The sequence below is a fragment of the Tsukamurella sputi genome, assembly GCF_007858445.1.
Classification (GTDB): Bacteria; Actinomycetota; Actinomycetes; order Mycobacteriales; family Mycobacteriaceae; genus Tsukamurella; species Tsukamurella sputi.
Window position 1 is genome coordinate 121,626 of the sequence record NZ_VIGV01000006.1, and the last position, 14,153, is coordinate 135,778.

The 14,153-nt window shown below is 69.7% G+C and carries 11 protein-coding genes; 5 read left to right on the forward strand and 6 right to left on the reverse strand.

Features of this window, described 5'->3' with window-relative positions:
• Positions 1-8 precede the first annotated feature (8 nt).
• Positions 9-812: a glutamate racemase gene (locus FK268_RS17880; protein WP_146436519.1), complete on the forward strand. Its 804-nt coding sequence runs from the start codon at positions 9-11 to the stop codon at positions 810-812.
• A 151-nt stretch (positions 813-963) separates the two neighbouring features.
• On the opposite strand, the gene FK268_RS17885 is transcribed toward FK268_RS17880, so the two are convergent.
• The 5 genes from FK268_RS17885 to FK268_RS17905 all read right to left on the reverse strand — a co-directional run bounded on the left by FK268_RS17885 (position 964) and on the right by FK268_RS17905 (position 5,538).
• The gene (locus FK268_RS17885; protein WP_146436521.1) at positions 964-1,467 is read right to left on the reverse strand and encodes a hypothetical protein; all 504 of its coding nucleotides are present in this window, start codon (positions 1,465-1,467) and stop codon (positions 964-966) included.
• A gap of 114 nt (positions 1,468-1,581) precedes the next feature.
• The gene (locus tag FK268_RS17890) at positions 1,582-2,085 is read right to left on the reverse strand and encodes a hypothetical protein (RefSeq protein ID WP_146436523.1); all 504 of its coding nucleotides are present in this window, start codon (positions 2,083-2,085) and stop codon (positions 1,582-1,584) included.
• 25 nt (positions 2,086-2,110) lie between these two features.
• Positions 2,111-2,830 carry an MspA family porin gene (locus tag FK268_RS17895; protein ID WP_158636143.1) on the reverse strand — a complete coding sequence of 240 codons (720 nt, stop codon included), beginning with the start codon at positions 2,828-2,830 and terminating at the stop codon, positions 2,111-2,113.
• Between the two features lie 234 nt (positions 2,831-3,064).
• A complete protein-coding gene (locus FK268_RS17900; RefSeq protein WP_146436526.1) occupies positions 3,065-4,645 on the reverse strand; it encodes an ABC transporter permease in 1,581 nt (526 codons plus the stop codon).
• Positions 4,642-5,538, reverse strand: coding sequence for an ABC transporter ATP-binding protein (locus FK268_RS17905; RefSeq protein ID WP_146436528.1), 897 nt, complete (start codon positions 5,536-5,538; stop codon positions 4,642-4,644). Before FK268_RS17905 ends, FK268_RS17900 begins: the two co-directional genes overlap by 4 nt.
• A gap of 65 nt (positions 5,539-5,603) precedes the next feature.
• On the opposite strand from FK268_RS17905, the gene FK268_RS17910 reads away from it, so the two are divergent.
• Positions 5,604-6,065: a GbsR/MarR family transcriptional regulator gene (locus FK268_RS17910; protein ID WP_146436530.1), complete on the forward strand. Its 462-nt coding sequence runs from the start codon at positions 5,604-5,606 to the stop codon at positions 6,063-6,065.
• 121 nt (positions 6,066-6,186) lie between these two features.
• Positions 6,187-7,068, forward strand: a complete 882-nt coding sequence (locus FK268_RS17915) for an aldo/keto reductase family oxidoreductase (RefSeq protein ID WP_146436532.1) — start codon at positions 6,187-6,189, stop codon at positions 7,066-7,068.
• On the opposite strand, the gene FK268_RS17920 is transcribed toward FK268_RS17915, so the two are convergent.
• Positions 7,062-7,841, reverse strand: a complete 780-nt coding sequence (locus FK268_RS17920) for an ABC transporter permease (protein WP_146436534.1) — start codon at positions 7,839-7,841, stop codon at positions 7,062-7,064. The genes FK268_RS17915 and FK268_RS17920 overlap by 7 nt on opposite strands.
• Before the next feature lie 219 nt (positions 7,842-8,060).
• On the opposite strand from FK268_RS17920, the gene gltB reads away from it, so the two are divergent.
• The gene (gene gltB / locus FK268_RS17925; RefSeq protein ID WP_146436536.1) at positions 8,061-12,668 is read left to right on the forward strand and encodes a glutamate synthase large subunit; all 4,608 of its coding nucleotides are present in this window, start codon (positions 8,061-8,063) and stop codon (positions 12,666-12,668) included.
• The gene (locus FK268_RS17930) at positions 12,661-14,127 is read left to right on the forward strand and encodes a glutamate synthase subunit beta (RefSeq protein WP_146436538.1); all 1,467 of its coding nucleotides are present in this window, start codon (positions 12,661-12,663) and stop codon (positions 14,125-14,127) included. Before gltB ends, FK268_RS17930 begins: the two co-directional genes overlap by 8 nt.
• Positions 14,128-14,153: the final 26 nt, after the last annotated feature.

A 14,153-nucleotide genomic window follows, 5' to 3' on the forward strand; every position in this document is an offset into this window, starting at 1 on the left:
TTCGAGGCATGCGCATCGCGGTGATCGACTCGGGTTTCGGGATGGTCAATTACGCCGACGCCCTCTCCCGCGTGCGCCCCGACACCGAGCTGGTGCTGGCCCGCGACCCCGACAACATGCCCTACGGCCTGCTGGAACCCGCGCGGATCTCCGAGTGCGTGGTGGCCATGGCCGGGGCGGCCGCGAAGTTCGACGTCGATGCGATCATCGTCGCCTGCAACACCGGATCGATGTACGCGCTGGAGGCGGCTCGCGCCCGGTTCGAACCCGCGATCCCCGTGGTCGGCGTGGTGCCCGCCATCCGTCCCGCGGGGTCGACGGGGCGCCCCTTCGCCGTCTGGGCCACCGCCGCGGCGACGGTGAGCGACTACCAGACCTCACTGATCGACGCCTTCGCCGACCCGGCGTTGGCGCATCGCATCCCCTGCTACGGGCTGGCCGAGGCGATCGACTCGGGTTCACCGGAACGGGTGGCCGCGGCGATCGAGTCGGCCGCCGCGGCGACGCCCGAGGACATCGAGTCCGTGGTGCTCGGATGCACCCACTACGGCCTGGTCAGGGAGCCCGTCCTCGCGGCCCTGCGCGAGCGCACCGGACGGGAGGTCGCGGTCTTCGATTCGCCGGAGCCCGTCGCCCGGCAGGCGCTCCGACGGCTCGGTGCCGAGCCCGGCGGACCGTCGGAACTGGGCGCGGTGGTGGCGGTGCTGGAGTCCGGCAGGCCGGGGACGCTGCCGGAAACGCTGGCGGCCTATCCCGCGGGCCGGCTCCTCCTGGAGCGCTGCGCGCGCACCCCGCGGCACGCGGGAAAATAATCGCGATGAGATATATGCACGATCGCAACTGTCCTGTTATCCTGAGAGAGCACTGACCGCAGCTGACTCGCTCGCTGCGGTCAGTAGTCATTTGCAGGGCTTTTGATCTCTCAAGTTAGCCCAGCGTCTCTCAGGTGAAACGTCAAGCGTCTCAGTCAATGAGACGCGCAAGATCCGGATCCGTCAGGATCGACTCGAGCAGGGCGACAGGAATCGCGAAGACCTCGCCCTCACGAAGCCGGAGCACGAAGAGACTGCCGACTCGTCGGAAACCCTCGATGTTCTCGCGGGCGATGATGATCGTGTTGATCTGGTTTTCGATGCGGATGCGCTTGGCATCGCTACCCGCAGCCCAACGCGTACCGGCCCGCAGGACCTTGCGGTTCTGGCGCCATGCAGCGAACAGGCAGAGCAGGATCATTTCGAGGCTGAGGCCGAGGAAGAAGCATCCGCCGATCAAGAGCCCCAACGGCCAACCGCTACCGGTGGCGATGCAGACCGCGGCGACGATCACGCCCACGACCATGCCGATCACGAGCGACCTCATCCAGAAGCGCCGTTGGCGCAGCGCGGAGAGGGTCGCGCGGCGCACGTCGCCCGGTTGCGCCACCCACTCCACGGCGATCGGGGGCATGGAGTCCGTCGTCTCGGTCACTGATGCAGTATCACACGGCGCGTGTTCGATTTCCTGCGCCGGGACACCGACTGCGCGAGCCGATAGCGGCGGGGTCTCCGTGCCGCCGCTCCGGGGTCGACTCTCAGGGAACGCCTACCGGGGTGCTGCCGCAGTGGTGGTGCGCCCGCCCGCGGGCGGGCCGAGGGTGTCGACGCCGTAGTCCCAGGACTTGCCGTTCGGGGCGCCGACACCGGCGAAGGGCGGGTTGGGTGCCTGCGGGAGGTTCGGCGGGTTGCCGCCGATCCGGGGGGTCGGCGATGCCGAGGTCGTGCTCGTGGGAGGTGTCGACGACGAGGTCGTCGGGACGCCGGTCGGTGGGCACTCGTAGCCGGGCTGTACGTAGACCGCGCCTTGGTCGTAGCCCGGGCCGCTCATGGCGCTGCACCAGGTGTAGCCGCCCGGCAGGGTCCAGGGCGGAAGGCTGCCGTCCGTCGGGTACGGCACGCGGGTGGTCGGTGGCAGGCCGCCCGGATCCGCCGATGCCGGAGACGAGGTGGTGGGGAACAGGAGGGAACCCACGAGCGTGAGCGCCGCGAATCCCGCGGCCGCGTACCAGGACCGCCGGGAGGGGGTGGGGACGGAGGTGTTGTCGGTCATCGAATCGATTCCTTCGTGTGCGGGATCAGATCGGCAGCGAGCCGGAGTAGGTGAACACCTCGTTGTCGAACTCGCTGGAGGACATGGTGATCCCGGCGCCGAGGCGTACGCCGACGTTGCCGACGCAACCGTCGACCTTGACGTGCACGCCCTCGACGGACACGCCCGCGCGGTTCTTCGAGATCTTCTTCGTCCGGACGATGGAGGTGGCGATGCCGCCGGGCTTGATGGTGGTGGAGACGTTCGCGGCTGCGCCGAGGCCGGCGCCGATGCCTGCGCCGACATTGAGTGTGCCGCCGGTGATCGACAGCGCAGGGCTGACGGAGACGCTGGGGCCGAGCGTCGCGGACACGCCGCCACCCACCGAGACGCCCGAGGCGACGTCCACGGCGCAGCCGATCTGCACGATGAGCGCCATGTCCGCGCCCTGGAGCTCGCTGCTGCCGGCACCGTCGACGGTGCCGATCGCGGTGGCCTTGAAGAACGCTTCCCGGCTGGTGGGGGTGCCGGCGAGGTTGGAGACGGGGTTGATCTCCACGTTCTCGAGGCGGATCTTCAGTCGCCATTCGTCCTTCGCTGCGCGGGAGATCTCCGAATCCTTCATCGTCGTGGGCGCCGCGATGGCGGGCGCGGAGGTTGTGCCGGCAAGGCAGGCGACGGCGAGGGCGGGGCTGAGGATCCGGGTTGCGAGGAGGCGCCGGCGGATGCCGGCGGGGCGCCGGACGGTGGCGTCGGGGGGAGTCATGACGGGGAGCATTGCACGATCGAAGGCACTTTCCAAGCCGCGTGGTGCGGATGTTTCACATGTGCAGTGAACTCTCGAATCGCTACTACCAGTGGATGATTCGATGCCGCCGATAGTTCGGAGAGCTGCCTCCGAAAGGCTGGTTCAGCGCCCCGCCGACCGGTTGGGTGATTCCCCGCCAGTCGGACGGGTGCGTGGAACGAGGAGCGTCGGCGGCGGGTCGGCGCAGGGCCGCTACGAGGCCAGGTCCCGCCGGGACTCGGAGACGGCGGCGAGCAGGAGCGCCGCTGCGGCGATCGCCAGAAGAGCTAGGCTCGCACCGGTGAGCACGGTGGCCCCGGGCTGTGTCGCGACGTGCTTGAAGGGCGAGATCTTCGCGACCCAATCGGGCAGTTTGAGCACGTCCGCCACCATCGTGGTCACGCACAGGGCGAGCACGATCCAGCCGATCGACGCCCACCGCGCCGAGATGCCCCCGGCGAGAGCGGCGATCGCCGTGATCACCCACACCGCGGGGAGTGCGGCGAGCGCGGGCACGATGAGTTCGCGGCCGGCCGTGAGGGAGACGCCGACGCCCAGCGCGAAGCTCGCGATCGACGTGGCGACCACGGCTGCGACCAGGTGGGAGACGTACCAGCGCACCCGCGGCACGGGAGCCGACAGCAGGTACTCGGCGCGGCCGGAGGTCTCCTCGGAGCAGGCCGTGTTGACGATGGAGATGCCCAGCGCGGCGATCGCCATGCCCATGATGGAGAACTCGGCGCCGAAGAAGACGTCGAGCAGATTGGAGCCGGATCCGCCGAGTCGCTCCAGCATCTCGCGCGTCCCGGTGTTGCCCACCAGTGAGTCGATCGCGCTGCCCATGCCGCCGAAGGCGAGGCCCACCGCGAGCATGCCGACGCTCCATCCGATGACCTGCCCGCGGTGCAGTCGCCAGGTGAGCGCCTCCACGGAGCCCAGCAGTGCGCTGCCGCGTTCGCGGCCGCGGCCCACGGGGATCAGGCCGGCACCCAGGTCGCGCTGGGCGGCGAGCCGCAGCGCCACCGCGGTGAGCACCACCGAGGCCGCGAGCAGCAACAGGATCGGCCACGGCCGGTCGTCGGCGAACGGGCGGATCTGCTGCGCCCACCCGAGCGGAGAGAGCCAGGACTCCCAGCCGGGCTCGGCGGGGAGCGTCCCGTCACTGCGGATGACGGAGACGTCGCCGACGGCTCGGAGCAGGTACGCCGCACCGAGACCGACGGCGAACAGGCCGCGCGCGGCCCGCGCTCCCTCGGTGAGCTGTGCGCAGAGCACCGCGAAGGCGGCGAAGACGATGCCCGTGCAGGCCCAGAGCGCCCCGAACATGATGCTGCCCTGCGCATCCGCGCCCATGCCCACCAGTACCAGCGCGCTGAGTACGCCGATCGAGAGGCTGAGCACGGTCGATTCGATCATGGCCGCGATCGGGGGAGCGGTGCGGTCGATGGCGGAGGCGCCCAACATCTCCCGGCGCCCGGACTCCTCGTCGGCGCGGGTGTGCCGGATGACGAGCAGGCCCGTGAGCAGACCGAGCGCGGCCGCCATCATGACGACCATCTTGATCATGCCCACCGCGCCCGTGGTCGCGGAGTAGACGGGACCGAACATGGCTACGAGTGAAGGGTTCTCGCTCGCGGCACGGGCGGCGGAGTCGAGCGATGACTGGTCGGCGTAGTTGGTCTTCGCCGTCGAGTACGCCGACGCGGCCATCGCCACGTACAGCAGCAGCCACACCACCAACTGGATGCGATCGCGCCGCACCACGAGCCGGAGTGTGGGGGCGAGCCCCGTCATCGCACGGCCCCCGCGGTGTCGTAGTGGCGCAGGAAGAGTTCCTCGAGCGTGGGCGGACGGCTGGTGAGCGACGTCGGGCCGGCGGCCGCGAGCTCGGTGAGAACCCTTCCGAGATCGGAGGATTCGACGCTGAACGAGATCCGGGCACCGTCGGCCTGCAGATCGTGCACGCCTGCGGTTCCCGCGAGGTCGACGGGGCGCGAGAGGGTCGCCTCGACACGCGTGCGCGAGAGGTGCCGGAGCGAGTCCAGCGAGCCGGTCTCGACGGTGGCGCCGTCCTTGATGATGGTGACGCCGTCCGCGACGCGGTCCACCTCGGAGAGGATGTGGCTGGAGAGCAGGATCGACGTGCCGGCGGCCTTGGCCTCGGCGAGGCACTGGGTGAAGACCTCCTCCATGAGGGGATCGAGGCCGGAGGTGGGCTCGTCGAGGATCATCAGCTCGGCACGGGCCGCGAACGCCGCGACCAGCGCCACCTTCTGCCGGTTGCCCTTGCTGTAGGTGCGGGCCTTCTTCGCGGGATCGAGGGCGAAGCGGTCGATGAGTTCCGCCCGTCGAGCTTCGTCGAGGCCGCCGCGCAGGCGCCCCATGAGATCGATGATCTCGCCGCCGGACAGGTTGGGCCACAGGGTCACATCGCCCGGTACGTAGGCCAGCCGGCGGTGCAGCGCGGGAGCCTGGGACCACGGATCGCCGCCGAGTAGTTCGACGGTGCCCGAGGTCTTCTTCAGCAGGCCGAGGAGGACGCGGATGGTGGTGGATTTGCCGGCCCCGTTGGGTCCGAGGAAGGCGTGGACCTCTCCCGGCGTCACGTGGAGGTCGAGCCCATTGAGCGCATGTGCGCTGCCGAAGGTCTTGGTGAGGCCCTCGACGCGGATGACTTCGGTTGTCATGGCGCAGACGCTACGCTCAGTTCACAAATTTGTGAAGTGTCTGAATTTTGGCTATCGTGACCTGCGTGGACGCGCCGAACTTCGTGGAGAACATGGCCGCCGCGTTCGTCGACGCGGGGATGCAGCGCATGGCTGCCCGTGTCTTCGCCGCCGTCCTGGCCTCGTCGGAGGGCGCCCTGACGCCGTCGCAGATCGGCCAGCAGCTGCAGGTGTCCGCGGGCGCGGTCTCGGGCGCGGTGGGGTATCTCGAACAGACGGGGATGATCCGCCGCACGCACGTCCCGGGGTCGCGGCACAGCCTCATCACGCTCGCCGACGACATCTGGTACGAGGTCTTCGCTTCCCGCAACCCCTTCCTGGAGCGCTGGCGCGACCTTGCGGACGAGGGGATCGACGAGTTGCCGGGAGGCAGCCCGGCCGCCGAACGCCTGTCCGTGATGCGCGACTTCTTCGACTTCATGATCACCGAGCTTCCCGAGATGATGGAGCGCTGGCGGAAGGTCCGTGAGAGCAAGCACGGGCACTGAAGGGCGACGCGACAGCGGGATTCGGGCAACACGGACTCGTCATGAGCGCAGCGCGGTGCGCGGGAGTGATCGGCGGGATACTGGACGCGGCACGTCGTCCCCCGCACGAAGGAGTCCCACCATGACCGCACCCACCCCGCCCGGAGGCACCTTCGACCTCGGCGGCGACCTGACGGTGACGCGATTCGGCTACGGCGCCATGCAGCTCGCGGGCCCGCACGTCTTCGGCCCGCCCGCAGACCGCGAGGCCGCGATCGAGGTGCTGCAAGACGTGATCGACCTCGGCATCACGCACATCGACACCAGCGACTACTACGGCCCGTTCGTCACCAACGAGATCATCCGTGAGGCCCTGCACCCGTACCCGGACTCGCTGCACATCGTCACCAAGGTCGGCGCGCGACGCGACGACACCGGCGGCTGGCCGCCGGCGCTCGAGCCCGACGACCTGCGTCGCGCCGTCGACGAGAACCTCGAGCGTCTCGGCCTCGACGTGATCGACGTGGTGAACCTGCGCGTCGGTGATTTCGACACCCCGGCCCCCGGATCGATCGCGGAGCCCTTCACCGTGCTCGCGGAGCTGCAGCAGCAGGGCCTCATCCGGCACCTCGGCGTGAGCACGGTGACGGCGGAGCAGGTCGCCGAAGCGCAGTCGATCGCGCCCGTGGCGTGCGTCCAGAACTTCTACAACATCGCCCACCGCGTCGACGACGAGCTGGTGGATTCGCTGGCGGCGCAGGGCATCGCGTACGTGCCCTACTTCCCCCTCGGCGGGTTCAGCCCGCTGCAGTCGGAGGCTCTAGACGCCGTCGCGAACCGGCTCGGCGCCACCCCGATGGCGGTGGCGCTCGCCTGGCTGCTGCAGCGATCGCCGAACATCCTCCTGATCCCGGGTACCTCGTCCGTCGTGCACCTGCGCGAGAACATCGCCGGCGCCGCGCTGGAACTCCCGGAGGACGCGCTCGCCGAGCTGAACGCCATCGCCGGTTCGGGAGCTCAGTAGTTCCGCGGCCCGGTCTCGTACCGCCCGTCGGCGACGAGCCAGGTCACGGCCACCACCGCGATCGGCGTCACGCAGAGGATCGCGACCAGTACGTACAGCTGCATCACGGCCGCCGCCAGGGGTGAGGCTCCGCCCAGCACCATGCCGACGAACGCGCCGGGGATGGTGACCAGCCCGACGGTGCGCGTCTGGTCCAGCGCGGGGATCAGCGCCGTCGCCGCCGCGGCCCGGGCGAGTTCCAGCCGGATGAACAGCGGATCGAGGCCCAGGGCGAGACCGGCCTCCAGCTCGCCGCGGCGGGCGCTCAGCTCCTCCAGTGCCCGCTTCCCGGCGAGTCCCGCACCGGCCATGGCGGCGCCGATCGCGCTGCCCGCCACGGGAATCACTGCGATACCGCGCGCCGGGAGCACGCCGGTCGCGATGAGGGCGACAGCGAGGAGGGCCGCCGGGCCCGCGACGGCGATCGCCGTCACCGCGAGCTCGGAGCCCCGGGGGCGCCGCCCGACGATACGACGAGCCGCCGTCCAGCCCGCGGTGGCGCCCATGACCAGCACGAACGCCGCCGTGAACCACAGGCTCCGGACGATCAGGCTCAGCGCCATCCCGAGGGCGGCCAACTGCACGACGGCCCGCGCCGTCGAACCGAGGATCGCCGGGCCGTAGCCGGTGCGCCCGAGCCACGCCACCGCGGCGCCCGTGAGGGCGAGCGCGACGAGCGCGACCGCGAGTCCAGGGCCCACCGTGAGCAGCTCGCTCGGATCACTTCCGGTCACGTTCCGGAAACCTAGTCGAAACGAGCCCGATTCGTGCGCACGGACCGGAATCGGTGCTGGTCACAGCCGGTAAGGTTGACCTTTCATTTGGTGATCGCGGGGTGGGAAACTACAGTTTCGGGTACAGCCAACGATGCCTGAGGTGATCCGCCGTCCCTGGATCGCCGAACCTTGAAGAACCCGTTCCGCCGTGAGGCGCTGCGTAGAGGCAGGTATTCGATGAGCCGTTTCGTCCCCCCGGGCCCGCAGGGCCTGTACCACCCCGCCAACGAGCACGACGCCTGTGGTGTCGCCTTCGTGGTGGACATGCACGGACGCAAGTCCCGGGACATCGTCGACAAGGCCATCACCGCTCTGGTCAACCTCGAGCACCGTGGCGCCGCGGGCGCCGAGCCCAACACCGGTGACGGCGCCGGCATCCTGATCCAGGTTCCGGATCGCTTCTTCCGCGAGGTCGTGGACTTCGAACTGCCCCATCAGGGCGCCTACGCCACCGGCATCGCCTTCCTGCCGCAGGCCGCCGCCGAGGCGACCGCGGCCGCCGAGGGCGTCGAGCGCATCGTCGTCGAGGAGGGCCTGAAGGTTCTCGGCTGGCGCGACCAGCCCACCGACGACGGCTCGCTGGGCGCGCTCGCCCGCGACGCCATGCCCACCATGCGCCAGATCTTCATCGCCGGTACGGATTCCGACGGCGCGCCCCTCTCGGGCATGGACCTCGAGCGCCGCTGCTTCGTGATCCGCAAGCGCGTCGAGCGCGAGCTCGGGACCGACGGTGCCGGCGCGGGCTCGCAGGGCGAGGAGTCGGTGTACTTCCCGTCGCTGTCCAGCCAGACCTTCGTCTACAAGGGCATGCTGACCACGCCGCAGCTGCGCGGATTCTTCGTGGACCTTCAGGACGAGCGCGTGGAATCCGCTCTCGGCCTGGTGCACTCGCGCTTCTCGACCAACACATTCCCGAGCTGGCCGCTGGCTCACCCGTACCGGCGCGTGGCGCACAACGGTGAGATCAACACCGTCGGCGGCAACGAGAATTGGATGCGCGCCCGCGAGGCGCTGCTCGACGTCTCGGCCTTCGGCGAGGGCGCCGAGGACAAGATCTTCCCCATCTGCACCGAGGGCGGCTCCGACACGGCGCGTTTCGACGAGGTGCTCGAGCTGCTGCACCTCGGCGGCCGCAGCCTCCCGCACGCCGTGCTGATGATGATCCCCGAGGCGTGGGAGCGGCACCAGGACATGGATCCGGCCCGCCGCGCCTTCTACGAGTACCACTCGTCGCTGATGGAGCCGTGGGACGGACCGGCATCGGTCTGCTTCACCGACGGCACCGTCATCGGCGCGGTCCTCGACCGTAACGGCCTGCGCCCGTCGCGCATCTGGGTGACCAAGGACGGCCTCGTCGTGCTCGGCTCCGAGGTGGGCGTGCTCGACATCGACCACTCCGAGGTGGTCTACAAGACCCGCCTGCAGCCCGGTCGCATGTTCCTCGTGGACACCGCGCAGGGCCGTATCGTCTCCGACGAGGAGATCAAGAGCGAGCTGGCCGCGGCCGAGCCCTACCAGCAGTGGCTCGACGAGGGCCTGCTGCGCCTGAAGGACCTCCCGGACCGCCCGCACCCCGTGATGCCCCACGACCGGGTCACCCAGCGCCAGCAGATGTTCGGTTTCACCACCGAGGAGCTGGACATCCTGCTCGCCCCGATGGCGAAGACCGGCGCCGAGGCGATCGGTTCCATGGGCACCGACACCCCGGTGGCCGTGCTCTCGCTGCGCCCGCGCCTGCTGTTCGACTACTTCCAGCAGCTCTTCGCGCAGGTGACCAACCCGCCGCTGGACGCCATCCGCGAGGAGATCGTCACCAGCCTCGGCGGCACGATCGGCGGCGAGGGCGACCTGCTGAACCCGGTGGCGGGCAGCTGCCGGCAGATCCACCTGGACCAGCCGATCCTCAACAACGACGAGCTGATCAAGCTGGTCAAGGTCAACGACGACGGCACCCTGCCCGAGTTCCGGTCCGTGGTGATCCCGGGCCTGTACCACGTGGCCGAGGGCGGCAAGGGCCTGCGTGAGGCGCTCGACACAGTGCGTACGCAGGTCTCCGAGGCCATCGCCGGCGGCGCGCGTCTGATCATCCTGTCGGACCGCAACTCCGACCGGCTGCTGGCGCCGATCCCGTCGCTGCTGCTGACCTCCGCCGTGCACCACCACCTGGTGCGCGAGCGCAGCCGCACCAAGGTGGGCCTCATCGTGGAGTCGGGCGACGCCCGCGAGGTGCACCACATGGCCGCGCTCATCGGCTGCGGCGCCGCCGCGGTCAACCCGTACATGGCCTTCGCCACCATCGAGGACATGCACCTGCGCGGCGAGCTCAACGGCACCCCGCTGGAGAAGCTCAACGCGAACTACGTCAAGGCCGCCGGCAAGGGCGTGCTCAAGGTGATGTCCAAGATGGGCATCTCGACGCTGGCCTCGTACACCGGCGCCCAGCTGTTCCAGGTGATCGGCCTCTCGCAGGAGGTCGTCGACGAGTTCTTCACCGGCCTGCAGAGCCAGCTCGGCGGCATCGGCCTCGACGAGATCGCCGCCGACGTAGCCGCGCGGCACAAGCGGGCCATGAACGATCGCCCCGAGGAGCTGGCGCACCGCGAGCTCGAGGTGGGCGGCGAGTACCAGTGGCGCCGCGAGGGCGAGTACCACCTGTTCAACCCGGACACCGTCTTCAAGCTCCAGCACGCCACGCGCACCGGGCAGTACAAGGTGTTCAAGGAGTATACGAAGCTCGTCGACGACCAGAGCGCACGCCTCGCCTCGCTGCGCGGCCTGTTCCGCTTCCAGAGCGATCGTCCGTCGATCTCCATCGACGAGGTCGAGCCCGCCAGCGAGATCGTCAAGCGGTTCTCGACCGGCGCGATGAGCTACGGCTCGATCTCCGCCGAGGCGCACGAGACGTTGGCCATCGCCATGAACCGGCTCGGCGGCCGCTCGAACTCCGGTGAGGGCGGCGAGGATCCGGCGCGGTTCACGCCCGACGAGAACGGTGACTTCCGTCGTTCGGCGATCAAGCAGGTCGCCTCGGGCCGGTTCGGCGTCACCTCGCACTACCTGAGCAACTGCACCGACATCCAGATCAAGATGGCGCAGGGCGCCAAGCCCGGCGAGGGCGGCCAGCTGCCCCCGCACAAGGTGTACCCCTGGGTCGCCGAGGTCCGTGGTTCGACGCCGGGCGTCGGCCTGATCTCGCCCCCGCCGCACCACGACATCTACTCGATCGAGGATCTGGCGCAGCTGATCCACGACCTGAAGAACGCGAACCCGCAGGCGCGGATCCACGTGAAGCTGGTCTCGGAGATCGGCGTGGGCACGGTCGCCGCGGGCGTCTCGAAGGCGCACGCCGACGTGGTGCTCATCTCGGGCCACGACGGCGGCACCGGCGCCACCCCGCTGACCTCGGTCAAGCACGCGGGTGCGCCCTGGGAGATCGGCCTCGCCGAGACCCAGCAGACGCTGCTGCTCAACGGTCTGCGTGACCGGATCGTGGTGCAGGTGGACGGCCAGCTCAAGACCGGCCGCGATGTCGTCGTCGCCGCGCTGCTCGGCGGCGAGGAGTTCGGCTTCGCGACCGCGCCGCTGGTGGTCTCCGGCTGCATCATGATGCGTGTCTGCCACCTGGACACCTGCCCCGTGGGCGTGGCCACCCAGAACCCGGTGCTGCGGCGCCGGTTCACCGGCAAGCCCGAGTTCGTGGAGAACTTCTTCCTCTACATCGCGGAGGAGGTGCGCGAGCTGCTCGCCGAGCTGGGCTTCCGCACCCTGCAGGAGGCCGTGGGCCAGTCGCAGATCCTCGACACCACGGCGGCGCAGGCGCACTGGTCCGATGCCAAGGCCGGCAAGCTCGACCTCTCGCCGATCCTGGCGCAGGTCGATTCGCCGTTCATGAAGCAGGATCCGTTCTGCAGCCAGCCGCAGGATCACGGCCTGGAGAAGGCCCTGGACCAGCAGCTGATCGCGCAGGCGCGGGTCGCGGTGGATACCGGTGCGCCGGTGACCATCGAAACGCCGATCTCCAACGTCAACCGCACCGTGGGCACGATGCTGGGCCACGAGGTGACCAAGGCGCACGGCGCCGACGGCCTCCCCGAGGACACCATCGACATCACCTTCAAGGGCAGCGCGGGCAACAGCTTCGGCGCTTTCGTCCCGAAGGGCATCACGCTGCGCCTCGAGGGCGACGCCAACGACTTCGTCGGCAAGGGCCTGTCCGGCGGCAAGATCGTCGTGCGCCCGGCGCGCAACGCCCCGGAGGAGTTCGTCGCGGGCGAGAACATCATCGCGGGCAACGTGATCCTGTTCGGCGCGACCTCCGGCGAGGTGTACCTGTGCGGCAAGGCGGGTGAGCGGTTCGCGGTGCGCAACTCGGGCGCTGTCGCGGTGGTCGAGGGCGTGGGCGACCACGGCTGCGAGTACATGACCGGTGGCCGTGTCGTGGTCCTCGGCGACACGGGCCGCAACTTCGGCGCCGGCATGTCCGGCGGCGTGGCCTACGTCTACAACGCCGATGGCCGGTTCGAGCGCGACCTCAACACCGAACTGGTGGAGCTGGAGTCGCTCGACGAGTCCGATCTCGAGTTCGTTCACAGCGCCGTGACGAAGCACTACGACTACACGGGTTCCGCGGTCGCGGAGCGCGTGCTGGCCAACTGGCCGCGGGAGCGCCAGCTCTTCGCCAAGGTGATGCCGCGCGACTACAAGCGCGTCCTCACCGCCATCAAGCGCGCCGAACTCGACGGCCGCAACATCGACGACGCAGTGATGGAGGCCGCTCGTGGCTGATCCGCAAGGCTTTCTGAAGAACAACTCGCGCGAGCTGCCGGTCCGCCGGCCGGTCCCGCTCCGGCTCCTCGACTGGAACGAGGTCTACAAGCCCTTCGACGGGACCACCCTGCGCAAGCAGGCGTCCCGGTGCATGGACTGTGGTATCCCGTTCTGCCACAACGGCTGCCCGCTGGGGAACCTGATCCCCGAGTGGAACACGCTGGCGTACAAGGACCGCTGGCAGGACGGCATCGAGCGGCTGCACGCGACGAACAACTTCCCGGAGTTCACCGGGCGGCTGTGCCCCGCGCCCTGCGAGGCCTCGTGCGTGCTCGGGATCAATCAGGACCCCGTCACCATCAAGCAGGTCGAGGTCGAGCTCATCGACAAGGCCTTCGACGAGGGCTGGGTCTCGCCGCAGCATCCGACCAAGCTGACCGGCAAGAAAATCGCGGTCGTGGGCTCCGGTCCGGCGGGGCTCGCCGCGGCGCAGCAACTCACCCGTGGCGGCCACACCGTGACCGTCTTCGAGCGTGCCGATCGCATCGGCGGCCTGCTCCGCTACGGCATCCCCGAGTTCAAGATGGAGAAGCGGCACATCGACCGCCGCCTCGCCCAGATGAACGCCGAGGGCACCGTCTTCAAGACCGGCGTCAACGTGGGTGTGGACGTCACCGTCGAGCAGCTCCGCGAGGACTTCGACGCGGTCGTGCTCGCCAACGGCGCCACCCTCTGGCGTGACCTGCCGATCCCCGGCCGCGAGCTGGACGGCATCCACCAGGCGATGGAGTTCCTGCCGTGGGCCAACCGGGCCGCAGTGGGCGACGACGTCGTCGACGAGGACGGCCTCCCGCCGCTGCACGCGAAGGACAAGAAGGTCGTCATCATCGGTGGCGGCGACACCGGCGCCGACTGCCTGGGCACCTCGCTGCGCCAGGGCGCGACCAGCGTGCACCAGTTCGAGATCATGCCGATGCCGCCGCGCGAGCGTGCCGAGTCGACCCCGTGGCCGACCTACCCGCTCATGTACCGCATCAGCTCCGCGCACGAGGAGGGCGGCGAGCGTGTCTTCTCCGTGAGCACCGAGGAGTTCGTCGGCGAGGACGGCAAGGTCACCGGTCTCAAGGCCTACGAGGTCAGGATGGAGGCCGGCCGGTTCGAGAAGGTCGAGGGCACCGACTTCACCCTCGAGGCCGACCTGGTGCTGCTGGCCATGGGCTTCGTCGGCCCGCAGCGCGACGACCTGCTGGACAAGCTGGGCGTCGAGTACAACGAGCGCGGCAATGTCGCGCGCGGCGACGACTTCCAGTCGACGGTGCCGGGCGTCTTCGTCGCCGGCGACGCCGGCCGCGGCCAGTCGCTCATCGTGTGGGCCATCGCCGAGGGCCGCAGCGCTGCGGCCGCCGTCGACCGGTTCCTCATGGGCGATACGGCGCTGCCCGCCCCGATCGTCCCCACCGCTGCCCCGCAGCGCTAGTCGCCTCCGCCCGACGGTGCCGCGCA

Bases quoted from the DNA above. Each gene is read 5' to 3' on its own strand.
- FK268_RS17880 (WP_146436519.1), top strand. From the start codon at position 9: ATGCGCATCGCGGTGATCGACTCGGGTTTCGGGATGGTCAATTACGCC.
- FK268_RS17890 (WP_146436523.1), bottom strand. From the start codon at position 2,085: ATGACCGACAACACCTCCGTCCCCACCCCCTCCCGGCGGTCCTGGTAC.
- FK268_RS17895 (WP_158636143.1), bottom strand. From the start codon at position 2,830: ATGACTCCCCCCGACGCCACCGTCCGGCGCCCCGCCGGCATCCGCCGG.
- FK268_RS17900 (WP_146436526.1), bottom strand. From the start codon at position 4,645: ATGACGGGGCTCGCCCCCACACTCCGGCTCGTGGTGCGGCGCGATCGC.
- FK268_RS17905 (WP_146436528.1), bottom strand. From the start codon at position 5,538: ATGACAACCGAAGTCATCCGCGTCGAGGGCCTCACCAAGACCTTCGGC.
- FK268_RS17915 (WP_146436532.1), top strand. From the start codon at position 6,187: ATGACCGCACCCACCCCGCCCGGAGGCACCTTCGACCTCGGCGGCGAC.
- gltB (WP_146436536.1), top strand. From the start codon at position 8,061: ATGAGCCGTTTCGTCCCCCCGGGCCCGCAGGGCCTGTACCACCCCGCC.